Source organism: Novosphingobium sp. Sphag1I, assembly GCF_056279125.1.
The window spans coordinates 44,973-68,136 of record NZ_JBWBQS010000013.1 but is presented as its reverse complement, the minus strand read 5'-3'; the positions used below and the strand labels follow the sequence as shown (position 1 = coordinate 68,136).

Below are 23,164 nucleotides of genomic sequence, written 5' to 3'. Positions count from 1 at the left end.
CTCAGTTTCCAGCCCGCAGCAGATGGATGCTGAAAAAGTCTTTTGGGTCCGTCCATATGGCCGCAGACATGAAACCGGCGCGGCCCGCCAGTTCGATGAATTCGCCCGCTGAGTATTTATGGGAATTTTCGATGTGCAACGCTTCGCCCTTGGCAAAGTGGAAAGCTCGCCCATCAATTGTTACAGTTTGATCGTTCAAGCTGACCAGGTCGATGCGGATATGGCCGGGATCCGCTATATACTTCGCGCGGTGGCGAAATTGCGCAAGGTTGAAATTTGCACCCAGTTCGCGATTGGCGCGGGTCAGAACGTTGAGGCTGAAACGAGCGGTCACGCCCTGCGCATCATCATACGCGGCCTCAAGGATATCCGGATTCTTTTTCAGATCGACGCCGATCAGCATCAAGCCGTTTGCGCCCATTCGCCTTTGCCATTGGGACAGAAAGGTCAGCGCGTCGGCGCGTTCGAAATTGCCGATGGTTGATCCGGGAAAGAAGTAAAGATCACGCCCCGCGCCTCGCTCGGGCAGCTCAACTTCCCCCAGATAGTCGGCGCAGATCGAAGTTACGTGAAGGGACGGATAGGCCTCCTTAATAGAGCGCTGCGTGACGGCCAGCGGTTCGGGCGAGATGTCGATGCAGGTATAGCTCTTGGCCGCAGGCATCGCGTCAAGCAGCCATTCCACCTTTCCGCCTGATCCTGCGCCAAGTTCGATGAAATGGGCATCTGGGCCGACTGCGCGGGCAATGTCGTCTGCATGGGACGCCAGGATCAGTTTTTCCGTCCTTGTGGGGTAATATTCGGGAAGCAGGCAGATCTCATCGAACAGGCGTGAACCTGCGGCATCATAAAGGAAACGGCAAGGAATTGCCTTTTCAGGAGCGCTCAAACCATCCAGCATTGAATCCAGAAAGGCATTTCGGGCCGGCGCGTTGCGCAAATTGTGTCGATCGAGTGTCTGGGCAAGCGTCATAGCAATGAGCCTTTCAGGTTAGGCAGCACCTGCGCCAGGCAGGCGAAAGAATGCGCAGCCAGTTTACGATGACGACCAAGGCCTATGGAATAGCGCTGAAGGGACAGACAGTCGGGACATATTATCCTGAATGGCTTGCTGATGCGCTGCCGCAAATTTTAGAGTACTTTTCTACTTGCGCACTTGTTCTGAGTGCCCTTTGTGGCAATGCACTCGAGCTACTCTGCCATTGCAGAAAAATGCCATTCGTGAATTGCTGCTGAAAAGTTGGATTGGTTGATGAAAAATGGCTGAAAATGAAGAATTGGTCGAGGGCAAAAGGCGCGCCGGGATCCAGTCGGTTGAGATTGGCTTTGGCGTTCTCAAGGCGTTGGTTTCCCTGCGCGGCCCTGCCCCGCTGTCAGCCATTGTTGCTCAATGCGGCCTGTCGCCATCACAGACCCATCGATATTTGGCCAGCATGATTGCTTCAGGCATGGTAAAGCAGGAAAACACAGGCGCCTATGATCTTGATTCCGGCTCGTTGCAATTGGGGCTGGCTGCTCTCGCCCGTATGGATATTTTTCGCGACGCGGACGAGGCGATCGCGCGTTTCGTCAGCGAAACCGGAAGGACGGTTCTGCTTGCCGCGCTGGGGCCTGCCGGCCCGACCATCATTCGATGGCACGCCGGCTTTCCTCCACTCGTCACATCGCTAACGGTCGGATCAGTGCTTCCTTTGCTACGCTCTGCCACCGGGCGCATATTCTTGGCCTATATGCCTGAAAAGCAATTGGCGGATCTGGTTGTAAGCGAGGTTGCATCCAGCGCCGGACTGACTGCGGTGAGCATTCCTGAATTGCGTGCTAAGTCACTTGAGGATGGCTATGCCTTCGTCGATGGAACGCTGCTTCCGGGATTGCGGGCCTATGCGTTTCCGATTCTGGATATTCAGGGGTATCCGGCGCTTGTCGCCACCATGCTGTCGAGTGAAGTGTTCAGCCACGGGGCAGATCAGGACGCCGTATCGGCCTTGAGAACTGTTTGCGCTTCTATTGGAAAATGATTGTAACGGTGGAAATTGCGCGCTGACGAATGGTATTTGCCAGCGTCAGCGCGCTGATGCGTCCGATCAGAACGGGTAGGGCTGGTTGGATGGCTCGATCGTCACCCACTTGAGCTCGGTGAACTCATCAATTACTGCCCGGCCATCAAACCGGCCAAAACCGCTGTTCTTCATGCCGCCATAAGGAGCCTGCGGTTCGTTCTGCACCGTGGCGCCATTGACGTGAACATGGCCAGCATCAATCTGGCGCGCGGCGTTGAGCCCGCGTGAGGAATCGCGGCTGAACACGGCGCCGGCGAGGCCATATTCAGTATCATTGGCCACGCGCACGGCTTCCTCATCGCCCTTGACGCGCACGACAATGGTGACGGGCCCAAAAGTTTCCGCGTCATAGATCTTCATGTCGGGCGTGACATGGTCGATGATCGTTGCGGCCATGATGACGCCATCGGCACGACCGCCCGTGACGATCTTGGCGCCTTTGGCAACAGCGTCATCGATCAGCTCGTTAATCCGAACACCTGAAGAAGCATCCACCATCGGGCCGATAATGCAACCGGGGGTGACCATGGGGTTGCCAACCGGCAGCTGCGAGGCACGTGCGGCAAATCGGGCGACAAAGTCGTCCGCCACTGCTTCATCGACAACAAAGCGTTCCGTCGACATGCAGATCTGGCCCTGATACAGATAGGTGCCGAAGATGGCGGCATTCACCGCCCCTTCGAGATCGGCATCATCCAGCACGACAAAAGGCGCCTTGCCGCCCAGTTCCAGCAGGCAGCGCTTGAGATTGCGACCGGCTTTTTCGGCGATGATCCGGCCAACCCGGGTCGAACCGGTAAAATTGATACGGCGGATGGCCGAATGACTGATCAGCGTATCAATGATGGCCGGACCGTCCTCAGGCGCATTGACAATAAAATTGAGGACGCCCTCGGGAAGGCCCGCTTCAAGGAATGCCTGAGCAACGAGGTAATGCGTCATCGGGCTCATTTCCGATGCGCGGAACACCACCGTATTGCCGCAGGCAATCGGATAGGCAATGGCGCGGGCAGCCAGGATGACCGGTCCGTTCCAGGGAACGATGCTCAGGATGGCGCCAACCGGCTGGCGCAAAGTCATGGACAGGGTACCTGGCTTATCGGTAGGGATGGTTTCGCCCTGAATCTGGGTGGTCAGGCTCGCCGCTTCCCGAATAAGATTGGCTGAGGCCATCACATTGAAGCCGCCCCAAAGGGCCGGAGCTCCGACTTCGGAAGCCATGGCTGCCGAAATCTCGCCGAACTTGGCCTCCAGCCTGTCCGCAGCTGCCAACAGGATCCGGCGGCGCTCGGTCGGGCCGGTGCGCGACCAGGTTGCAAAAGCCTTGCCGGCCGACTCGGCGGCCTTGGCCGCATCGTTTACGCTGGCCGCCGCAGCACGCGTGACGACGAAGCCGGAAACGGGATTCTTGCGTTCATAAATGGCCGCGTTTTCGGCCTCGAGAGTCTGATTATCGATGATGAGGTGGACAGTCATTGCTTTCTCCCAGGGGCGATTCCGGTCGCCATGGCAATTTTTCTGCCGCGTCTGATCGCATCGCCGAACCGAGGTTGCAACTCAAATTTCTCATTACGGAACCTATTGCGCAAAATAAAATGGAGTGGCACAACCTGCGCTCAACGGTTCCAAGAGCGCGATGCCGGTGTGCGGAGGAAATCCAGGCCGGCAGGCTGGCGCGGTGTTGATGGGAGAAGATTATGACTTATCAGGCAGGTGACTTCGTGCGCGCAGCAGTGGTGCGTGAAGCCGGGCAGCCGCTCGTGATTGAACAGGTGCGTCTGGGCGAGATTCGCCGTGATGAAGTTCTGGTCCGCATCGTTGCCTGCGGCGTGTGTCATACTGACATGGTAGTGCGAGATCAGGAGATGCCATCGCCTTTGCCGGCCATTCTGGGACATGAAGGCGCCGGTATTGTCGAGGCTGTGGGTGATGGCGTTACCAATGTTGCGCCCGGCGATCACGTGGTGCTCAGCTTTATGAAGTGCGGCGAATGCTATCTGTGCGAATCGGGCCATCCCGCGCATTGCCAGCATGTCGGCCCTATCAATTTTGGTGGCGGCCGGTTGGATGGTTCAAGTTCGGCAACGGATGCAAATGGTCATCTTGTGCATGACCATTTCTTCGGCCAGTCCTCCTTTGCAGAATACTCTATTGCCAGCGTTCATAATGTCGTGAAGGTTCCCAAGGATCTGCCGCTTGAACTGCTGGCCCCGCTCGGTTGCGGTCTGCAGACGGGGTCTGGCGCCGTGCTCAACGCACTCAAGGTCAAGCCCGGCTCGGCCTTTGTGGCCTTTGGCACCGGCGCGGTTGGCCTGGCGGCGGTCATGGCGGCCAAGATCGCCGGAGCAACGCAGGTGATTGCTGTGGACGTGAACCCGGACCGGCTGGCGCTGGCACTGGAACTGGGGGCGACGCATGTGGTGAACGCCAAGGAAGGCGATCCGGTTGCCAAGATTATGGAAATCACCGGAAAGGGCGCGGATTTCTCGCTGGAATGCAGCGGGCGTCCGGCTGTTTTGCGTCAGGCGATTGACTGCCTTGGTTTCTTTGGCACCTGCGGCATTGTCGGCGCGGTTCCGGCGGGCACCGAGGTGCCTTTCGATGTGCTGGGTGTGATGATTCCGGCCAAGCGCATCATGGGCATCGTGCAGGGGGATGTGATTTCGCAGACCTTCATTCCCACGCTGATCGAATATTACCGTCAGGGTCGTTTCCCGTTTGATCGTCTCATCAAGCATTACGACTTTGCCGACATCAATCAGGCCATTTCGGACAGCGAAACCGGCAAAACTATCAAGCCTGTTCTGCGAATTGGCGCATAAGGTTTGCGACCCCAACAATCGGACATTGTATGAGCGATATCGAAACGTCCCAAACGTCGCCGGAACTGGAATCGCCGTGGAAAGACGGCGGTTCCAGCCGCATCCCTTCACCGGTTTATACCAGCCCTGAGATCTATCAGCGCGAGCTGGAGCGGATCTTTTATGGCCGGCATTGGAGCTATGTCGGGCTGGAGATCGAGGTGCCCGAGGCGGGCAGTTTCAAGCGTACCTCGGTGGGCGAGCGTTCGGTCATCATGATCCGCAACAGGCGCGGCGAGATCAATGTGCTGGAAAATCGCTGCGCGCACCGCGCGATGCGTTTCTGTCAGGAGCGCAGCGGCAAGGTCAAAACGCTCGTCTGTCCTTACCATCAGTGGAACTATAATCATGATGGCAAGCTGCTCGGCGTGCCGTTCCGCAATGGCGTAAAGGGCAATGGCGGGATGTCGGAGGACTTTTCGCTCGACGATCATGGGCTTAACAAGCTGAAAGTGGCCGTGCGCAACGGGGTGGTCTTTGCCTGTTTCGACCATGATGTCGAACCGCTCGAAGACTATCTTGGCCCTGACATTCTCGCCTGCTTTGACCGTACATTTGATGGGCGCAAGCTGGTGCTCTATGGGTATTCACGTCAGCGGATTCCGGGCAACTGGAAACTGATGATGGAGAATATCAAGGATCCCTATCATCCTGGCCTGTTGCACACTTGGTTTGTAACGTTTGGCCTGTGGCGGGCTGATAATGAATCACGCCTGCGCATGGATGAAAAGGGGCGCCATGCAGCGATGCTGTCGCGCCGCGCGGAAAAAGTGGTGGCCAATGTCGAAGAAGGTGTCACCAGTTTTCGCAAGAATATGGATCTGCATGACAAGCGCCTGCTCGACATTGCTTATGAAGACTGGTGGGGTGACGCCACAGCCTGTTTGATGACGGTTTTTCCCAATGTCATCCTGCAACAGCAGGTCAATTCGCTCTCCACGCGTCAGATTATTCCGGCCGGGCCGGACAAGTTTGACTTTGTCTGGACCCATTTCGGCTTTGAAGATGACGATGCCGAAATGACCGAACGACGTCTGCGTCAGGCGAATCTGTTCGGGCCGGCCGGTTTTGTTTCGGCCGACGATGGCGAAGTGATCGAATTCAGTCAGGATGGCTTCAAGCAGGATCAGGATTTCTCGACCCTGTGCGAACTGGGCGGAACCGAGATTGGCAACACCGAGCATATGGTCACCGAAACGCTTATCCGTGGCATGTATCGCTATTGGCGCGAGGTTATGGAGCTATGACGATCACGATGGATCTTGATCGCGAGGTCACGCGTCTGCAACTCGATTACGCCCATTGTCTGGACAAGGGCGATTTCGGGGCATGGCCGGACTTTTTCACCGAAAAGGCGTGGTACAAATTGATGCCTCGCGAAAATTATGACGCTGGACTGACTCTATCCACCCTAGCTTTACATGGGCAGGGGATGATGCGTGACCGTGTCTATGGCGTGCTAAGCACCATTGTTTTTGCGCCCTATTATCAACGCCACATTCTGGGCCCGACCCGCATTGTGGAGCGTGAGGGCAGCATCATAACGGCTGAAACCAATTATCTGGTTGTGCGCACGAAACGCGACATGCCCGCCGAAATTTTGAGTGTAGGCATCTATCTGGACAAGATCGAGATCGGCGAGAACGGTCTGCGCTTTGCCGAGCGTCTGTGCATTTTCGACAATGACCTGATCCCCAATTCGATCATCTGTCCGATCTGAGGCTCAAACATGATGACCACCCATTTGCCCAACGATCAGCAATCCCAGCTGCAGGCGCTTTATGATGAAATGGCGCCGTCGGGGCTAACGCCCTTGTGGGAAGTACTTCACTCGCTGGTTCAGCCTGAACCGGTCAGCCCCGCCAAGGTCCACCGCTGGTCCTATGGCGAGGCACGCGACTATCTGATGCGCGCGGGCGATCTGATCACCGCTGAACAGGCCGAACGCCGCGTGTTGATCCTTGAAAACCCTGGCCTTGCGGGCCAGTCCGCCATTGTGCCCAGCCTCTATGCCGGTCTGCAATTGATCCTGCCCGGCGAGATCGCACCCTGCCACCGCCATGCCCAATGCGCGCTGCGCTTTGTACTGGAGGGTGAGGGGGCCTATACCACGGTCGACGGCGAAAAGGCGGTGATGCGCCCTTTCGATCTGGTGCTGACGCCCAGCATGCAGTGGCATGACCATGGCAATCCCACCGATACGCCGATGATCTGGCTGGACGGTTTGGATATTCCCACCGTGCGCTTGTTCGACGCCTCCTTTGCCGAACGTCTGAAGCAAAAGGTGCATCCCGAAACCGCGCCTTTTGGCGATACCGCGAGCCGATATGGCCAGAATATGCGCCCGATGCGCGGATCAGTTGCCGATCGGCGCCCCGCCAATCAGCCCTTGTTTCACTATCCCTATGAAAGTTGGCGCAAGGCTTTGAGCGAACTGGCCAATACGGCGCAGATCGATCCGCATCTGGGCCATGCGCTGGAGTTTATCAATCCCGCCAATGGCGGGCCGGTCATGCCGACGATTTCGGCTCATGTTCGACTTATTCCGCAAGGATTTACCACGCAGCCCCGCCGCAGCAGCGAAGGTATGATCCTGGTCGTTGTCGAAGGCGCCGGCACTGCCTTGATCGACGGGGAAGAGGTTGCCTTGGCCCCGCGCGATGTGGTGGCCGTTCCCTCGTGGAAGGCATTCAGCCTGATGGCGGATCAAGAGCTCGTTCTTTTTGCTTTTTCCGACAAGGCCTCGCAAATGGCCCTCAATCTCTTCCGGGAGGAAAATCTTTGACCCTCGTTTTTGAACCGCAGGCGCCCGTTTTGGCGCCCACCAGTGATGGCCGCTTGTTCCCGGTGCGCCGCCTGTTTTGCATCGGGCGCAATTATGCCGCACATGCCCGCGAAATGGGCAAGGATCCTGATCGCGATCCGCCTTTCTATTTCACCAAGTGGGCCGAGACCGTGGTGGGTGATGGCACGACTATCGCCTATCCCCCGCAGACCAAAAATTTCCATTATGAAGCCGAGCTGGTCGTGGCCATTGGCGAGGGCGGCGCCAACATTGCCGAAGATAAGGCTTTGGAGCATGTCTTTGGCTATGCCACTGGTCTTGATATGACGCGTCGCGATCTTCAGCTTGAAGCGCGGGACAAGGGCCGTCCGTGGGATACGGGCAAGAATGTCGAGCAATCCTCGCCGCTTGGTCTTATCCACCCTGTTGGCGAAGTGGGCCATATTTCGCAGGGCGAAATTCGTCTGACCGTCAATGGTGTTGAAAAGCAGAAGGCAGATTTGACCGAACTGATCTGGTCGGTTGAAGAAGTGATTGCCTGTGTATCACAGGCCTATACGCTTCAGCCGGGCGACCTGATCTATACTGGAACGCCTGCTGGTGTAGGGCCTGTCGTGCCGGGTGATGTTATCTGCATTTCGGTCGCGGGCCTGACCGATCTGACGGTGACCGTGGGCTCGCAATCTCATGACTGAACGCTATATTCTGCATGGCTTCTTTCGTTCGTCGGCTAGCTACAGGTTGCGGATCGCGCTTAACCTCAAAGAGTTGAGCTATGATCAGGTTACCTATCAACTACGTCTGGGCGAACAGCGGGGAGAAGCCTATCTGGCTCTCAATCCGCAAGGTCTGGTGCCTGCCCTCGTCGGAACAGAGGGGGTCCTGACCCAGTCGCTGGCGATTTGCGAATATCTGGATGAAATTTATCCGGAGCCTGCGCTTTTGCCCGCCGATCCTTTGATGCGTGCCCGCGTGCGCGCCTTTTGCGATGTGATCGCCTGCGACATTCATCCGATTCAGAACCTGAAGATTCTTAACCGTCTGCGCGGATTGGGGCTGGATCAGGACGCCGTGAATGGTTGGGCGCAGCAGACGATCGAAGAAGGGTTCGATGCCTGTGAAGCTTTGCTGAAGGACCAGACCGGGCCCTTCTGTTTTGGCGAAAAGGTGACCCTGGCCGACATTTGCCTGGTGCCGCAAATGGCCAATGCGCAGCGTTTTGGCGTGGAAATGCGCTGGCCGCGGATCGAAGCCGTGGTTGCCCGCTGCCAGACCTTGGACGCATTCATCAAGGCTTTGCCTGAAAATCAGCCGGATGCCGGTTGAATGGAATTGGGGAGTGCGATCGCGCTCCCCATTTTCCGATTTGATCCAAGAACCGAGTTGAATTGTTCTTGGGGTGACCTATCAGCTTCACCTCGGGCTTTGGGCGAGGCGCGTCAATGCAGATCGCCGGGGATGCAAGCGAGGTTTAGGCATAATGAGTTTTCATCCTCTATCGAGCCGATTGCGCATATTCGAGCATTTGCGACGGCTGGAGCCTGTCTCGCGGACCGAATTGTGCCGTTCGACGGGGCTGGCCAATGCTACGGTCTCAGAGGCTGTGCGTGATCTTCTGGACAGCGGTTTCCTTTGTGAAGAGCGCGACAGCGCCTCGGGGCGAGGGCGCCCCCGTATTCTGCTTAAAACCGATCCTGATCGTCTGTATCTGGCCGGTGCTTTTCTTAAGGTCGCCCATAATATTCTCGAGCTTCGCATCACGAACCTGCTGGGCGAAGATCTGATGGCGCAGTCAATTGCGTTGCCGGCAGGCTTTGACCTTGCAGATCTGGTGGATGCCATTTCTGATGGGATCAACCGTCTGAAAGGCAGTCCCTCGCTCGGAACGCTGCAGCCTGCGGCGCTTTCGGTGTCTTTGCCGGGTATTGTCGATGCTCATCACGGTGTCCTGCACTGGCTTCCGCCTCTTGCCGCTTCATCCTTCCCGATTGGCGATGTGCTTGCTCAACGGACCGGACTGCCCGTATTCGTCGATAACGTCTGCAATGCCATGGCACGCGGCGAACGTTGGTTCGGCACAACCGGATTTCAGGACGACCTTTGTGTCATTCTGGTCGGCGCGGGCATTGGTTTGGCGCAATATGTATCCGGGTCACTCCATCGCGGTGCGCATGGTCTCAACGCCGAATTTGGTCATGTCAAAACGGCCATTGGCATTAACGAGACCTGCGGCTGCGGGGGAAGCGGTTGCCTTGTTCAATCGGCGGGGCTGGTTGCCCTGGCCGACAAAGTCAATGTCATTTTCGGGGAGTCCTTTGACCCGCTGAGTGAATTCGAGCAGGCATTCAATCATCTTGTGGCACTGGCACAACAGGGGCGGCATGAAGCGCTAATGCTGCTTGACCGGGCCGCTGAGGCGCTGGGTATCGCGCTCGCAAACCACGTGATGACATGGGACCCGTCGCGCATTCTGGTTATGTCTGCCAACAGCATGTGGGAAGAAGCCGTTGGCGCAAAAATGCGAGAGGTACTGTTGGCAAACCTGCCCTGCCCGGAGCTTTACTCCCTCCGTATAGAGTTTCAGCAGGAGCATGCTGAGGTCACGCGCAAGAGTTCTGCTGCACTGGCTCTGGACGGGATGCTGTACCGCTCGGAGCTTGAGGTCTGGCAATAGGCCGAGCGGTCGAACCGGCGTTCAAATCCCGCCTGCTCTGCGCATGGAGGCGTGCCCTGCAATATTTTTATCGGCATCCGATAAAAATATTGACACCGGCCATGGCCCCGGCTAGCCGACGTTTCATAAGGACACAAAGCCGAGGGAGTGGCTGCCAGGATTCGAGATCGGGTTTGCGCCGATCTTTGGGGTAATAGCCATATCGCCGTCATTTGCGTCGCAGGGGCACCTGCGCGCTGGGGTTTTGCGTCCTCTGTTGCCGAACAGGTGGAGGGGATTACATGAAGGATATTTTCAAATACTCGGCATCGACTTGTGCTGTGGTTGTAATGGCCATGGCATCGGGAGTTGCTTACGGACAATCAGCACCGGCTGCTGCTGGCAATGGTCTGGCTGATATTGTCGTGACGGCCCAAAAGCGTACGGAAAACGTGCAGAACGTGCCCAAGGCCGTCGCGGTGGTTAGCCAGGCCAAGCTTACCGAGGCAGGGGTGACCAACCTTCAGGATCTTAGCCGTGTTGCGCCCTCCATTCAGGGTACCAGCGCTGCACCGTTCAGCCCGCCTGCAATCCGCGGCATTTCCTCCTTTGCGCTCTCGATCGGCGTTCTGACCAAGACCGGCATTGTGCTTGATGATATTCCGCAGCCGACATTTTCGACATTGGCAAATGAATTGAGTGATGTGGAACGCATCGAAGTTCTGCCCGGGCCGCAGTCGACCTTGTCCGGCCGGAACGCTGCTGGCGGTCTGATCAACATCGTCACGCGTTCGCCCACTAAAAAGCTGAGCGCACGCTTCTTTGCCGAACAGACCGATGACCATCAGACCCGTGTGAACGGTTTCATCTCCGGTCCTCTGTCCCCGACCGTCAGTGCCAGCATTTCGGCCTATTACAACAAATGGGATGGCCCCTATCGCAATGTGGTGGACGGCAAGCGCCTGAACGGTTTCGAGCAGCAGGGCGTCCGTGCCAAGATCCAGTGGGAACCGACCGATAATTTTACCGCAACCCTGACCGGCTTCTACACCAAGGGGAGCTTTGATGTGGCCCCGATCGTCAGCGGCGGCCCCTACATTTCCCTTGCACCAGGCGCGGCTTTCGTCTTCCTGCCGACTTCAACCCTGGCCTCGCTGCATCCGGGCGCCTATGTCGGGCCCTATTCGCGTGATGTTTCGGTCCAGCGCTATGGTCACTCGGAAAATGAGAACAAGGGCGGCAGCCTGCGTCTCGATTATGATACGACGCTGGGTACGGTCAGCTCTATCACAAGCTATTCCGTCGGTGATCAGCCGCGGGTAGACTCTTTTGGCGGTTTCCCGATGTTCGGCAGCTTTGTTGCTCCCATCACCAACACCAACGTGAAATATGCAACGCAGGAATTGCGCCTTGCGTCGCCCAAGGGGCCCGGCCCGCTGCAATATCTGTTCGGCGCGTTCTATAGCGACACGAGCAACTATCAGCCCTACAAGCGCGATGTGCTGTTCCCGGTGAATTGGGATCGTTCGTCCAAAACCAAGAGCCTGGCGATCTACGGTCGTTCGACCTATCAATTCCTGCCCGAGACCAGCCTTACGGTTGGCCTGCGTTATCAGCATGACAACCAAAGCTATCGCTTTATCTTCACCGACGGTTCGGGCACCAATTCCTCGCGCTCGTTCAATTATGATTTTGTGACTGGCGAAGCGAGCCTGCAACATAATTTCACGCGCGATATCAAGGGTTACCTGACCTACGCCAATGCCCAGACCGGCAAGGCCTATGATCTTGAAGATAACGTCGGCGCGTCCAGCGCAGCGGGGCTTCAGCCGCTCAACAGTGAAAAGGTTCAGAGCGTCGAAGGCGGCTTCAAGACCCAGTGGCTGGATCGCAAACTGACCTTCAACATCGCGGCTTTTCTCGCCAGCTACAAGAACTATCAGGTTCAGGCGATGGAGCCCCTGACCGATCCCAACCAGATTCCGCGCATCCGCCTGCTGACGGTCGGCCGCGTCGTTACCAAGGGTATAGAAGTCTCGGCTGCCTATGCGGTAACGCCCAACCTGCGCCTGTCGCTCGATGGCAGCTTGCTCGATGCGCAGATCCTCGAATATCCCGGTGCGCAGTGTTATACCGGCCAGAGCGCGGCACAAGGTTGCTCCGGCGGCACTCAGAACCGTCGCGGCACTTTGCCCGGAACATCCAAGCTGCGCCTGACCGGCTCGATCAATTACACCCAGCCGTTGCCCTCGATGCCGTTTGACGCGACATTCGGTGCAATATTCCGTTATCAGTCGCGCAGCTACTTTGATGTTCTGGGGGATCCGCTTGCGACGCAGGCTCCCTACGGGCTGGTCAATCTGACGGCCGGCATCAAGGCGCGTAAGGGAGGCTATCGCGCAGAAGTATTCGTGAACAATCTTACCGACACGCATTACTATTCGAATGTAACGCGCGATATTTTCGCGACCAATACCGCGATGCTCGGCTCGCTGGGGCGCGACTCCTATCGCTATTTCGGCGCCCGTGTGACGTTCGATTTCTGATGAGAAAGGCAGTACAGACTATGGCTGGCAAAAACGGTTTCTCTCGGCTCGTCGTGTCGGCCGGTCTGGTCCTTGCATTGGCCCAAGCTCCTGCTCAGGCGGGGCCCAGGGTCGATGTCGCCCAAGGACAGGTTGAGGGGCGGCAGGACGGCGTTGTGAATGCCTTTCTGGGCATTCCCTATGCAGCGCCCCCGGTGGGTAGCCTTCGGTGGCGGGCGCCTCAGCCCGCCCCGCTCTGGACGGGCCTTCGCGATGCCACCAAGTTCGGCCCTTCGTGCATGCAGGTGGTCCTGCCCGATGGCCGCGCACCATGGACACACGAATATGTGGTTGACGGGCAGGTCAGCGAGGACTGCCTCTCGCTCAACATCTGGGCGCCGAAAAAGATCGTCGGGAAAAAGCCGGTTCTTGTATGGATCCATGGAGGCGGCTTTAACGAAGGTTCCGGCTCGGTTCCGATCTATAACGGGGCCGCGCTTGCCGGGCGTGACATTGTTGTCGTGACAATCAATTATCGTCTGGGCGCCCTTGGCTTTATGACGCACCCCGATCTGGCACTGGAAGCCAATGATGAAGCCAAGGCCAATTTTGGCATTCAGGATCAGATCGCCGCACTGCAATGGGTGCAGCAGAATATCGCGGCTTTTGGCGGCGACCCGGCCAACGTAACTATCGCGGGCCAGTCAGCAGGCTCAATGGCTGTCCATACTCTGGTCAGTTCACCCATGGCAAAGGGGCTGTTCGTGCGAGCGATTGCCCAAAGCGGCCTGCCGACGATCATGCCCGTGCCTGATATGGCTGCGGCTCAGAAGAACGGTGCCGCATTTGCTGCCCAGCTTGGCGCCAAGACGATCGCCGAACTGCGGGCCTTGCCTGCGGATAAATTCGTGATCTCGGCCGGTTCGCCGTCCGGGTTGCGCTTTGGCCTGACGAATGATGGAAAGGTTTTGCCTTCATCACCGCCCGAACTGCTGGCATCCGGCCGTTTCAACGATGTCGCGATGATGGTGGGTCAAACTTCCGACGAAGGCTCCGGCTTTCCCGGCTATGCCAATGGCGAAGCATCGGCCTACAAAGCCTATCTGGCCCGCAGTTTTGGCAAAAACGCCGATGATTTTGCCAGGCTCTATCCCTCGCAAAGCGAGGCTTTGCGTAAGCAATCGGCAAAGGAAATCGCCCGCCATCGCGGGCTTGCGATGATCGATTCCTGGTCGACCCAGCGTCAGGCCAAGAGCCGCTCGATCGTCTATGCCTATTACTATTCCCACCCCGAACCGGGAACGGGCAAGGATGTCTTCGGCGCTTTTCATTCCAGCGAGATCCCATATGCTCTCTCGACGCTGGAGGCCGCGCCCGAACGCGGCTTTGGACTGGAAGATCGTGAGCTTTCGATCATCATGTCGAGCTATTGGGTCAATTTTGTCCGCAACGGCAATCCCAATGGTCCGGGCCTAGTGCGTTGGGAGCCTATGACCGCAGCAAAGCCTCTTATGATGGAATTTTCCAACCATTCGGAGCTGAAACCCGTGTTGCCTGCCGACAAGATCAGGGTCTATCGCGCCTATGCGGCAAAGGGCGGAACCTTGAGCATGTTCTGACCCATCCTGCATGGTGGGCCGCCCCCTTGTCGCTATTGGGCGGCAGGGGGGCGGCGGCTTTTGTTTATGCGGAATGGATGATGGACCTTTTTAACGAAACGCGCCGTTTGTCCTTGCCGGATGCCGATGTGGAATATTGCCCCAGGCCTGATCTGGGGGCGACGCCTGATGTTCTGTTTGCCGCGCTCCGTCGGGAAATTCCGTGGGAGCAGCATCACGTCCGCATTCAGGAGCAGGTTATCGCGCAGCCCAGATTGAGCAGTTGGCATGGCGAGGTGGTACACACCTATTCGACGTTGGCGCATGTGCTGGTTCCCCATCCCTGGTCGCTGCTCCTTTCGCGCCTTCGCAACCGGGTCGAGGCTTTGACCGGCGTACGTTTCAATTCGATGCTGGCCAACCTCTACCGTGATGGCGAAGATGCGATTGGCTGGCACAGCGATGACGAGCCTGAACTGGGCCCAGCGCCCGTGATCGCCTCGCTCAGCTTTGGCGCGGAACGGCGTTTCTCCATGCGGCGCCGGGACGATCATGGCCATGTTGTGCGGATGACGCTGGGGCATGGCAGCCTGCTGGTCATGTCGGGCAGGATGCAGCAGTTTTGGCAGCATGCTCTCCCCCGCACGCGTTCGGCGGGGGAGCGGATCAATCTGACCTTTCGCCTTACGCAGAAGCGTTGAGTTTTAAACCCTCTCCACAATCATGGCGATGCCCTGTCCCACGCCGATACACATGAATGCCAGCGCATAACGGCCACCGTTTCGATGCAGTTCGGTCACCGCCGTTTGCACGATCCTTGCGCCGGACATCCCAAGCGGATGGCCCAGCGCAATCGCGCCGCCATTGGGATTTACGCGGGGATCGCCAGCGTCCACGCTCAGATCGGCAAGACAGGCCAATGCCTGCGCGGCAAACGCTTCGTTCAACTCCAGCACATCCATCTGCGCCATCGTCAGTCCTGTGCGGGAGAACAGGCGATGAGCAGCGCTCACTGGCCCAATGCCCATGATGCGCGGCGCAACCCCGGCGCTTGCCATGCCGACAATGCGGGCCCGAGGCGTCAGGCCGTGGGCCCTAGCTGCTGCCTCGCTGGCCACGATCATGGCGGCAGCCCCATCGTTGAGGCCGCTGGCATTGCCCGCCGTGATCGTTCCATCGGCACGCACCACGGGCTTCAATTTGGACAGCGCCTCGAGCGTGGTTGCGCGGGGGTGTTCGTCGGCGGCAAATAGGATGGGGGCTCCCTTTTTCTGAGCGACAGCCACGGGTACGATTTCGGCGGCAAAGCGGCCATTGGCATGCGCGGCGGCGGCCTTGCACTGGCTGGCCAGAGCAAAGGAATCCTGTGCGTCGCGGCCGATGCCCCACTGGTCCGCCACATTTTCCGCCGTTTGCGGCATAGTGTCCACGCCATAGGCGGCCTTTAGTGCGGGATTGATGAAACGCCAGCCCATGGTCGTGTCTTCAATTTTCTGGTCGCGGCCGAAGGCTGATCCGGCCTTGCCCATCACATAGGGAGCTCGGGTCATGCTCTCTACCCCGCCGGCGATGACCAGACCCGCGTCGCCGCTGCGAATGGCCTGTGCTGCCATGCCAACCGCATTCAAACCCGATCCGCACAGGCGATTGACCGTGCTTGCGGGCACCACTTGCGGCAGGCCGGAAAGCAGCACAGCCATGCGCGCCACGTTGCGGTTGTCCTCGCCCGCCTGGTTTGCACAACCCATCAATACATCGTCCACCGCTTGCCAGTCGACGCCTGCATTACGCTCCATCAGCGAGCGCAGCGGGATTGCAGCCAGATCATCGGCTCGAATTGAAGACAGGCTGCCGTTCAGGCGGCCAATGGGCGTGCGGATGGCATCGCAGATAAAAGCTTGGTTCATGGTTGGGTATCCGTGAGGAGAGGAGCTTCAGGCGCCAAGGGCTCGCAGCGCGGGTGAGGCGGGACGGCCCATGACATCAAGGCGGCGGCAGACCTCTTCCAGCCCCACAGCGCGCGCATGATACATTGGCCCGCCGGTGCTGGCCGGCCAGCCATAGCCATGCAGCCAGACTGCATCGATATCGTCTGTGTTGCGAGCAATCCCTTCAGCCAGAAGCCGGGCGCCCTCATCAATCATAGGCCAGAGCAGGCGGTCAAGAATAGCCGCATCGTCAAAGGCGCGTTGTGCGATTGTGTTGTCATGGGCAAACCCGGCGATGATTTCCTCCGCCTGTGCTGAGCGGGCCGGCTTGCCCGTTGCATCATAGTCATAAAAGCCCGCTCCGGTCTTCTGACCGCGCCGACCCGCTTCGCACAATCTTTCGCGGATGGTGGAACCGGTTGATTTCTCCATCGACCAGCCAAGGTCCAGGCCGGCCAGATCGCCCATCCGAAATGGTCCCATGGGAAATCCGAAGGTCTCCAGCACAGCGTCGATCTGATGCGGGGCGGCGCCTTCGACCGCCATGGCTTCGGCCTCCTTGCGGCGGACAGCCAGCATGCGGTTGCCAATGAAGCCATAGGCATTGCCCGAAATCACCGCGACCTTGCCCATCGGCTTGGCAACGGCCAGCGCTGTAGCCAAGACATCGGGCGCGGTCGCCTTGCCGCGCACAATCTCCAGCAGTTTCATAATATTGGCCGGCGAAAAGAAGTGCAGGCCAACCACATCGGCGGAGCGGGCGGTGGTGTTGGCGATGGCGTCAAGATCGAGATAGGACGTGTTGCTGGCCAGAATAGCGCCAGGGCGGGCGATCCGGTCAAGTTGTGTGAAGATCGCCTGTTTCACCTCCATCGTTTCATAGGCCGCCTCGATAATCAGATCGGCCTGATCCAGCGCCCCCATGTCCAGCACGGGTTTGAGCGCGGCAAACGCAGCGTCCGCGCGGACCTGATTTATCCGACCCGATTTGACATTATCTTGCAACGTCTTGCGCACTCTTTCCACCCCGCGTTCAAGGGCGGTTGCGTCACGTTCAAAAAGCGTGACCGGCCAGCCGGCGGAAAGCAGCGCAAGGGTAATGCCCGTTCCCATCGTGCCCGCGCCGATGACGGCGGTAGCTGCGACAGGGCGGGGGGCTATGCCGTCGAGTTCAGGAACAATGCTGGCCATGCGGGCGCAGTTGGCTGCATGGGTCAGGGCTGCATATTGCGGACCATGCCGAAGGCGGGCAAAGGCTGCCTGTTCCTGCACCAGACCTTCGGCAAAGGAAAGCGTTGAGGCTTGCTGTACCAACGCGATGATTGCGGCAGGTGCGTCCAGTCCGCGGATCTTTCGTCCGTTCTGAAGGATGAAATCATCCATATCGCTCTCAACCCAAGTGGGTGTGGGGCGGTCTTTGGTTGGAATGGCGACGGGGCATGATTGGGCCAAGGCGACAGCGGCCTTCACCACATCGTCTTCGACCATGTCATCGATCAGGCCATCTTTGAAGGCCTGATCGCCCTTGATTGAGATGGAAAGGGCCAACGCGGATAGCGCAGCGGTAGCCCCCACAATCCGGGGCAGTCTTTGCGTTGCTCCGGCGGCAGGCATCAGTCCGCTCTTCGCCTGCGTAAAGGTGAAACTGGCCGATGAGAGGGCGAGGCGATAGTGACAGGCCAAGGCCAGCTCAAATCCGGCATCACGCGTTGCGCCTTCAATCGCGGCAATGACAGGTTTGGGGCATTGTTCAATCGCCTTGGCCAAATAGGCGACCAAGGGCGCCGCCGTTGCATAATCGCCAAAGGCCTTGGCATTCCAGCAACCGGCCAGAACCATGGCTTTGACCTCCGGGGCATCCTTAGCCCTGGCCAGGGACGCCAGAATGACCTGTTGCATATCATGGGGAGACGACGAAATGCACGCGCATGTTGCCACCGCAACGCCGTCGACAATTGAAAAAGACACCAGATCGGCCATGCCTATACGTATCCTGAAAGGTTTGATTCAGCCCTGAGGCGCGAGAACTGCGCCGTTGGCCAGCAGTTGATCGATCGCGGCTTCCTCTAAGCCAAGATCGGCGAGCACCTTGCGACTGGCCCAGCCTTTGGGCTGTGAAAAGGGCGGCAGGGGCAGCGATGCTTCATCGACGCGCAGCGAAGAGCGCAAGCCTATCGTCTTGCCCTCGGTGGGATGGTCATCCTCGACGAACAGGTTGACGGCTTTGAGATGCGGGTCATTGCGAAGGCTGTCGAGCGTGTGGCAGGGCTTGCTGGCAATATCGGCCGAGCCAAAGATATCGAGCCATTGTGCGGTTGTGTGCTGGCGCAGCGGGGCGCCGCGAATCTTGAACCATTCACGCACATTGTCGGCGCGGGCCTTGACCGAATTAAAACGGGGGTCATCAATCAGATGAGTCTGATCCGTCGCTTTAAGGAAAGCGGCCACTTGCTTGTTGGTGTTGATGGTGAAGGAAATCCAGCCGTCGGCGGTTTCGACAGGCTGATTATGGGGGCTCAAAAGCCTTTGATCCCCGGCAGGCCCGACCGGCGGGTCAAAACTTTGCTGGGCCATGTGCTCCTGAAGCACAAAACTGGCCATGGTCTCGAACATCGGGATTTCCAGCGTAGCGCCTCGGCCTGAAACCTTTTGTTGCATAACGGCCGCCAAAACCGCGCCTGCTGCAATTTCGCCTACGATATGATCGCATACCAGCATTGGCACATAGGCAGGCTTGCCGTCGCGGGCGAGGGTGAGGCCCGTGATGCCCGATGCGGCCTGAACCACGCTGTCATAGGTCGGATCGCCAGCATAGGGGCCGTCTGTGCCATAGCCGGTAATGATGCAATAGACCTTTTCAGGCGAATTTTTTCGGACGGTTTCTGCGTCAAGTCCAAGGCGCGCCAGAGCCTGCGGGCGCATGTTCACGATTACGACATCGCAACTGTCCACCAAACGCGCCAGCATTTCGCGACTGTCGGGGTGTTTGAGATCGACGCATATATTGTCCTTGCCGCGGTTCAGGTGGAGATAGGTTCCTGAATGTTGGCCTGTAGGTGATTGTCCGCCCAGTCCGCGCATCAGATCACCTTCCGGGCTTTCAAGTTTGATGACCTGCGCCCCGTATTGTGCAAGGCGTCCGGTACAAACCGGCCCGACCACGACGCTAGTCAGGTCGAGGATGCGAACCCCCGCCAATGGCTGAAAAATCATGCTGAAATCACCTTGGCCAGAGCGGCAGGAGTGCCCAGATCATCATGGACAGTGATTTGCCAGACGGTACTGCCGCCCTCATCGGGCAGCCTTTGCGCGGCAAGCGTCGCTGGCCGATCACAGAACAGCGGCGCTTTATATTGAATCGACAGCGAGGCCAGCTTTAGCCCCAGATCGAGCCGGGCAAATTCCGTCACCAATAGGGCCGTCAGTCCGCCATTGACCACAAGATCGGGAAAGCCCTCGACTTCGCGCGCATAGGCGTGGTCGAGATGGATCTTGTGTGCGTTGAAACCCAGCGCGGAATAATGGAACAACAGTGTGGCATCGGGCATGACCTGTCGCTGAACTTCAGCCCGCACGTCCTGGCAGGCGCTTGGCGCCGGTTGGTAGCCATTGCCGGGCGGCATCAGCATGAATGTCTGGGTTTCAACCAGAGGAGCCTTGTCACCATCGTCAGATCGAATGGTATGGCGCACTTTTAAAAGGGCACGGGGCCTTTCTGGCGTCCCTTTATGCTCAATGCTTTCAATCACACTGTTGCGGCGCAAAGTTTCACCCACCACCATGCCGGAGCCATAATCGACATGACGCGATGCGAGCATCAGGCGCGGCAGGCCCAGATCGGGCAGCGTTACGCCCAGTCCGGCAAATCCGTCGCTGCGCAACTTTGAACGCGGCGTTGTCGCGGGCAAAAGAGCAAAATGCCATCCGGCCGGAACTGCTTCGCCGACGTCGCATGACATGTCGTCATAATCCAGCATCGCGGCAATTTTCCGGATGATCGAAGGCGTTGGAATTTCGAGCAATCCCATGTCCTTGGCAGCTTGGACATCTGTCATCAAAACGGTCCCATTCTCCCGCGCCGCACCCTTTGTCCTTGGGTTCAGGTGCGCGCCCCAGTCCAGTTTCAGTGCGTGCCCGCACCGATCGAGTTTTATTTTTGCATCGTTGCATTCATATACGCATTGAAAGCTTTGGGAGCAAGCCGTATGATCGATGACAATTCGGAGAGAGGGGCAGGCCAGATTAGCCAGTCAGGTTGGTGCGCTCCTTCCAGAGGAACGACCGAGGTCCTCTGATCGCCGGATCGTTAAGTCCTTGTTTCGCCTGATCAGGAGAGAGAATATGAAATTCAAGTTCCATCATATGAATCTGTGCACAGATAATCTGCCTCGGCTGACCAAGTTTTATCAGACGCTGTTTGAACTGGGCACGATCAAGGATGACGATCACACGGTGATCAGCCGTGATCGCGATGATCGCGCCTATACCGGCAAGGTCGATTTCCTGACCGATGGCGATATCGAATTCCACTGGGCCGAGCGCGATCTGGAAACCGGCTTCAAGATGAAGCAATATGTCAATCCGATGGGGCACGGACACTTCTGCTTCCGCACCGATGACATCAAGGGGTTCATGCGCCGCTGCGATGAACTGGGCATTCGCTATTCAGACTATGGCTGTTGGGCCATTCCGGGATGGCATCAGGTCTTCCTGCATGACCCCGACGGCCATGTGATCGAAGTGCATCAGCCCGGCGTTTTTGGCTGATGCGGGCGGGGCCGGGCGGGAATTCCTCTCTCTCCACGGCCCCATTGTCATCAGGGGATCTGAGGCGCCGCGCCACCGAGTTTAACCGTCAGATCATGCGCGGCTTTTCCAAGGATTTTTTCAACCTCTGTGATCGATCGCCGGTTTACCTGATCAATCCGATCTGCATAGGGTACTGTGATGGCAGCCAGTGCGTGGCCCTGAGTATCAAGGATGGGAAAGCTGACAGCGTGCAGTCCGGGAAGCTGCCTGCCTTGAGCCGATTCAAATCCGCGCTTGCGGATTTCCTCGATCGAAGTGTCCAGATCAGGATAATCGACATGTGGAGAGCGCACCCGCGCTTCCTTGATCCTTAGGGCCAGCGTTCTTTCATCCTGAAACGCCAGCAGGACACGGCCCGACGCAGAAACGATCAAGTCGAGTTCTGCACCAAGGCGCACACTGAAGCCCATCGCGCTTGGCAGGTCTTCCTTGGCGATGACCACTTGTTTGCCCTGACCATAAACGGTGAGATGACATGACTGGTCCAGCGTACTGGCCAGATATTGCATCACCGGACGAGCTTCCTGAAGCAGGCGCTGGGTGGGCGGGTTGCGATGAGCCAGTTCGAAAATCTTGAGGGTAATGTAATAGCTGTCGCCGTGCTGCGCGATATATTTGCGTTCAACCAGACAGGCCAGCATGCGGTAGATTTCGCCTACGGATCGTCCAAGACAATTGGCGATTTCGCGTTGGGTCAGCGGTTGTTCGTTGCTGCACAGCAGTTCGAGGATATCCAGCCCCTTGTCCAAAGCTGGAGCCGCATAATTGCGTGCGCCGCCAGACGAGCCGGTTTCTGTTTCCGTTTCTGCCACTGTTTCCTGCTGTTGACGATGTTGCTTGTTTAGACGTCGACCCACTTAGCCGCAGGCCGATGGCGAAGCAACGTGAATTGCCAGAGGCAGCGCATGGCATCCCCGGGCGGCTCTTGATGTACCTTGGCTCTACTCAGAGTAGCCTTCAAGCCGCCTTTTTAAAACTGACCGTGGGACATATGTGGTTGAGTGCGACGGGAGCGGAGAAAATGCCGTGAAGATTTTCGTTACAGGAGCATCCGGCTTCATCGGAGGCTCCTTTGCCGCAGAGGCCGTCCGGCGCGGGCACCAGGTAAGAGGTTTGGTCCGCTCGCCCGACAAGGCGATGGCTTGCGCTGCCTTGGGTATTGAGCCGGTTCATGGCACTTTGGCCGATCATGATCTGTTGGCTCAGGAAGCCATGGCAAGTGACGCTGTGGTCAATGCCGCCAGCAGTGATGACCGCCCGGCCATTGACGCCATTCTCTCGGCTTTGTCGGGATCGGGCAAATGCCTTTTGCATACCAGCGGTTGCAGCATCGTTGCCGATGATGCCGGCGGCGAGCCCGGAGCGACAATCATCGATGAAACGAATATTCCGGCTCCGATGCCTGACAAGGCAGCGCGAGTTGCTCTGGATCGCGCGGTTTTGGCCCAGGAGGGTATCCGCTCGGTCGTCTTGTGCAATTCGCTGATCTTTGGCGACGCCATCGGGCCAGCGGCGCGCAGTGTGCAACTCCCGCTCCTGATCGATTATGCGCTCGAAACGCATCGGGCGGCCTATATCGGGCGAGGACTCAACCGATGGTCGACGGTGCATATTGCTGATGTTGTCGATTTCTATTTTCTAGCGCTCGATCGGGCGCCATCGAGCACCTTCGCCTTTGTCGAAAGCGGGGAGGCGTCCTTTGCCGAAATGGCTGCGACCATCGTCAGGGGTTTTGGCCTGGATGCCCCCGTCTCGCTCTCTTTGAAGGAGGCGGAAGAACGCTGGGGCAGGGGGAGAGCGCGCTACTCGCTGGCTTCCAATTGCCGAGTGCGCAGCCGGTTTACTCAGCAGATGGGGTGGCGGCCCAAGCATCTGTCGGTGCATGATTGGATCATGGACCAGGCCAGTCAGGACACCGGTGCGTGATAGTCCGAGTATGAAGGAG

Annotated in this window: 20 protein-coding genes; 13 read left to right on the top strand and 7 right to left on the bottom strand. The window is 58.1% G+C overall.

Going from position 1 to position 23,164, the window contains the following annotated elements:
- Window position 1 precedes the first annotated feature (1 nt).
- Window positions 2–901: an L-histidine N(alpha)-methyltransferase gene (gene egtD / locus ACZ9HU_RS15755; protein WP_476106384.1), complete on the bottom strand. Its 900-nt coding sequence runs from the start codon at window positions 899–901 to the stop codon at window positions 2–4.
- Between the two features lie 358 nt (window positions 902–1,259).
- Between egtD and ACZ9HU_RS15750 the strand changes: the two genes are divergently transcribed.
- Window positions 1,260–2,018: an IclR family transcriptional regulator gene (locus ACZ9HU_RS15750; RefSeq protein WP_476106262.1), complete on the top strand. Its 759-nt coding sequence runs from the start codon at window positions 1,260–1,262 to the stop codon at window positions 2,016–2,018.
- 66 nt (window positions 2,019–2,084) lie between these two features.
- On the opposite strand, the gene ACZ9HU_RS15745 is transcribed toward ACZ9HU_RS15750, so the two are convergent.
- Entirely contained in the window at window positions 2,085–3,536 is a 1,452-nt protein-coding gene (locus tag ACZ9HU_RS15745; protein WP_476106261.1) for an aldehyde dehydrogenase, read from the bottom strand.
- Between the two features lie 221 nt (window positions 3,537–3,757).
- On the opposite strand from ACZ9HU_RS15745, the gene ACZ9HU_RS15740 reads away from it, so the two are divergent.
- The 10 genes from ACZ9HU_RS15740 (at window position 3,758) to ACZ9HU_RS15695 (ending at window position 15,183) form a co-directional block, all read left to right on the top strand.
- Complete coding sequence (locus ACZ9HU_RS15740; protein ID WP_476106260.1) at window positions 3,758–4,882, top strand: NAD(P)-dependent alcohol dehydrogenase; 1,125 nt, start codon at window positions 3,758–3,760, stop codon at window positions 4,880–4,882.
- A gap of 29 nt (window positions 4,883–4,911) precedes the next feature.
- Entirely contained in the window at window positions 4,912–6,168 is a 1,257-nt protein-coding gene (locus ACZ9HU_RS15735) for an SRPBCC family protein (RefSeq protein ID WP_476106259.1), read from the top strand.
- Complete coding sequence (locus ACZ9HU_RS15730; protein WP_476106258.1) at window positions 6,165–6,641, top strand: aromatic-ring-hydroxylating dioxygenase subunit beta; 477 nt, start codon at window positions 6,165–6,167, stop codon at window positions 6,639–6,641. The genes ACZ9HU_RS15735 and ACZ9HU_RS15730 overlap by 4 nt, the downstream gene beginning before the upstream one ends.
- 9 nt (window positions 6,642–6,650) lie before the next feature.
- Window positions 6,651–7,706, top strand: a complete 1,056-nt coding sequence (gene gtdA / locus ACZ9HU_RS15725) for a gentisate 1,2-dioxygenase (RefSeq protein ID WP_476106257.1) — start codon at window positions 6,651–6,653, stop codon at window positions 7,704–7,706.
- Window positions 7,703–8,401, top strand: coding sequence for a fumarylacetoacetate hydrolase family protein (locus ACZ9HU_RS15720; RefSeq protein WP_476106256.1), 699 nt, complete (start codon window positions 7,703–7,705; stop codon window positions 8,399–8,401). The genes gtdA and ACZ9HU_RS15720 overlap by 4 nt, the downstream gene beginning before the upstream one ends.
- Window positions 8,394–9,032 carry a maleylacetoacetate isomerase gene (maiA, locus tag ACZ9HU_RS15715; protein WP_476106254.1) on the top strand — a complete coding sequence of 213 codons (639 nt, stop codon included), beginning with the start codon at window positions 8,394–8,396 and terminating at the stop codon, window positions 9,030–9,032. Before ACZ9HU_RS15720 ends, maiA begins: the two co-directional genes overlap by 8 nt.
- Before the next feature lie 154 nt (window positions 9,033–9,186).
- Window positions 9,187–10,380 carry an ROK family transcriptional regulator gene (locus ACZ9HU_RS15710; RefSeq protein ID WP_476106252.1) on the top strand — a complete coding sequence of 398 codons (1,194 nt, stop codon included), beginning with the start codon at window positions 9,187–9,189 and terminating at the stop codon, window positions 10,378–10,380.
- A gap of 335 nt (window positions 10,381–10,715) precedes the next feature.
- A complete protein-coding gene (locus tag ACZ9HU_RS15705; protein ID WP_476106249.1) occupies window positions 10,716–12,905 on the top strand; it encodes a TonB-dependent receptor in 2,190 nt (729 codons plus the stop codon).
- 20 nt (window positions 12,906–12,925) lie between these two features.
- Window positions 12,926–14,503 (top strand): carboxylesterase/lipase family protein, encoded by a 1,578-nt coding sequence (locus ACZ9HU_RS15700; RefSeq protein WP_476106246.1) that lies wholly within the window; start codon window positions 12,926–12,928, stop codon window positions 14,501–14,503.
- Window positions 14,504–14,580: 77 nt separating this feature from the next.
- Window positions 14,581–15,183 carry an alpha-ketoglutarate-dependent dioxygenase AlkB family protein gene (locus ACZ9HU_RS15695; RefSeq protein ID WP_476106244.1) on the top strand — a complete coding sequence of 201 codons (603 nt, stop codon included), beginning with the start codon at window positions 14,581–14,583 and terminating at the stop codon, window positions 15,181–15,183.
- Between the two features lie 3 nt (window positions 15,184–15,186).
- On the opposite strand, the gene pcaF is transcribed toward ACZ9HU_RS15695, so the two are convergent.
- The 4 genes from pcaF to ACZ9HU_RS15675 form a co-directional block, all read right to left on the bottom strand.
- On the bottom strand, window positions 15,187–16,389 hold the full coding sequence (pcaF, locus tag ACZ9HU_RS15690; RefSeq protein ID WP_476106242.1) for a 3-oxoadipyl-CoA thiolase: 1,203 nt from the start codon (window positions 16,387–16,389) through the stop codon (window positions 15,187–15,189).
- Between the two features lie 27 nt (window positions 16,390–16,416).
- Window positions 16,417–18,309, bottom strand: a complete 1,893-nt coding sequence (locus ACZ9HU_RS15685; RefSeq protein ID WP_476106239.1) for a 3-hydroxyacyl-CoA dehydrogenase NAD-binding domain-containing protein — start codon at window positions 18,307–18,309, stop codon at window positions 16,417–16,419.
- Between the two features lie 108 nt (window positions 18,310–18,417).
- The gene (locus ACZ9HU_RS15680) at window positions 18,418–19,623 is read right to left on the bottom strand and encodes a CaiB/BaiF CoA transferase family protein (RefSeq protein ID WP_476106238.1); all 1,206 of its coding nucleotides are present in this window, start codon (window positions 19,621–19,623) and stop codon (window positions 18,418–18,420) included.
- Window positions 19,620–20,465 (bottom strand): HTD2 family dehydratase, encoded by an 846-nt coding sequence (locus ACZ9HU_RS15675; RefSeq protein WP_476106237.1) that lies wholly within the window; start codon window positions 20,463–20,465, stop codon window positions 19,620–19,622. The genes ACZ9HU_RS15680 and ACZ9HU_RS15675 overlap by 4 nt, the downstream gene beginning before the upstream one ends.
- Window positions 20,466–20,751: 286 nt before the next feature.
- On the opposite strand from ACZ9HU_RS15675, the gene ACZ9HU_RS15670 reads away from it, so the two are divergent.
- Entirely contained in the window at window positions 20,752–21,177 is a 426-nt protein-coding gene (locus tag ACZ9HU_RS15670) for a VOC family protein (protein WP_476106235.1), read from the top strand.
- A gap of 50 nt (window positions 21,178–21,227) precedes the next feature.
- Here the strand turns inward: ACZ9HU_RS15670 and ACZ9HU_RS15665 are convergent, their stop codons facing one another.
- Complete coding sequence (locus tag ACZ9HU_RS15665; protein WP_476106234.1) at window positions 21,228–22,031, bottom strand: IclR family transcriptional regulator; 804 nt, start codon at window positions 22,029–22,031, stop codon at window positions 21,228–21,230.
- Between the two features lie 214 nt (window positions 22,032–22,245).
- Here ACZ9HU_RS15665 and ACZ9HU_RS15660 point away from each other — a divergent pair, with 214 nt between their 5' ends.
- On the top strand, window positions 22,246–23,145 hold the full coding sequence (locus ACZ9HU_RS15660; protein WP_476106233.1) for an NAD-dependent epimerase/dehydratase family protein: 900 nt from the start codon (window positions 22,246–22,248) through the stop codon (window positions 23,143–23,145).
- The last annotated feature ends 19 nt before the right edge of the window (window positions 23,146–23,164 follow it).

What these genes read in the sequence shown, in the direction of transcription:
- ACZ9HU_RS15740 (WP_476106260.1), top strand. Translation starts at nt 3,758, where the DNA reads ATGACTTATCAGGCAGGTGACTTCGTGCGCGCAGCAGTGGTGCGTGAA.
- ACZ9HU_RS15705 (WP_476106249.1), top strand. Translation starts at nt 10,716, where the DNA reads ATGGCATCGGGAGTTGCTTACGGACAATCAGCACCGGCTGCTGCTGGC.
- ACZ9HU_RS15670 (WP_476106235.1), top strand. Translation starts at nt 20,752, where the DNA reads ATGAAATTCAAGTTCCATCATATGAATCTGTGCACAGATAATCTGCCT.
- ACZ9HU_RS15735 (WP_476106259.1), top strand. Translation starts at nt 4,912, where the DNA reads ATGAGCGATATCGAAACGTCCCAAACGTCGCCGGAACTGGAATCGCCG.
- ACZ9HU_RS15685 (WP_476106239.1), bottom strand. Translation starts at nt 18,309, where the DNA reads ATGCAACAGGTCATTCTGGCGTCCCTGGCCAGGGCTAAGGATGCCCCG.
- ACZ9HU_RS15750 (WP_476106262.1), top strand. Translation starts at nt 1,260, where the DNA reads ATGGCTGAAAATGAAGAATTGGTCGAGGGCAAAAGGCGCGCCGGGATC.
- ACZ9HU_RS15730 (WP_476106258.1), top strand. Translation starts at nt 6,165, where the DNA reads ATGACGATCACGATGGATCTTGATCGCGAGGTCACGCGTCTGCAACTC.
- ACZ9HU_RS15680 (WP_476106238.1), bottom strand. Translation starts at nt 19,623, where the DNA reads ATGATTTTTCAGCCATTGGCGGGGGTTCGCATCCTCGACCTGACTAGC.
- gtdA (WP_476106257.1), top strand. Translation starts at nt 6,651, where the DNA reads ATGATGACCACCCATTTGCCCAACGATCAGCAATCCCAGCTGCAGGCG.
- maiA (WP_476106254.1), top strand. Translation starts at nt 8,394, where the DNA reads ATGACTGAACGCTATATTCTGCATGGCTTCTTTCGTTCGTCGGCTAGC.
- ACZ9HU_RS15700 (WP_476106246.1), top strand. Translation starts at nt 12,926, where the DNA reads ATGGCTGGCAAAAACGGTTTCTCTCGGCTCGTCGTGTCGGCCGGTCTG.
- ACZ9HU_RS15710 (WP_476106252.1), top strand. Translation starts at nt 9,187, where the DNA reads ATGAGTTTTCATCCTCTATCGAGCCGATTGCGCATATTCGAGCATTTG.
- ACZ9HU_RS15695 (WP_476106244.1), top strand. Translation starts at nt 14,581, where the DNA reads ATGATGGACCTTTTTAACGAAACGCGCCGTTTGTCCTTGCCGGATGCC.
- ACZ9HU_RS15745 (WP_476106261.1), bottom strand. Translation starts at nt 3,536, where the DNA reads ATGACTGTCCACCTCATCATCGATAATCAGACTCTCGAGGCCGAAAAC.
- pcaF (WP_476106242.1), bottom strand. Translation starts at nt 16,389, where the DNA reads ATGAACCAAGCTTTTATCTGCGATGCCATCCGCACGCCCATTGGCCGC.
- ACZ9HU_RS15675 (WP_476106237.1), bottom strand. Translation starts at nt 20,465, where the DNA reads ATGACAGATGTCCAAGCTGCCAAGGACATGGGATTGCTCGAAATTCCA.
- egtD (WP_476106384.1), bottom strand. Translation starts at nt 901, where the DNA reads ATGCTGGATGGTTTGAGCGCTCCTGAAAAGGCAATTCCTTGCCGTTTC.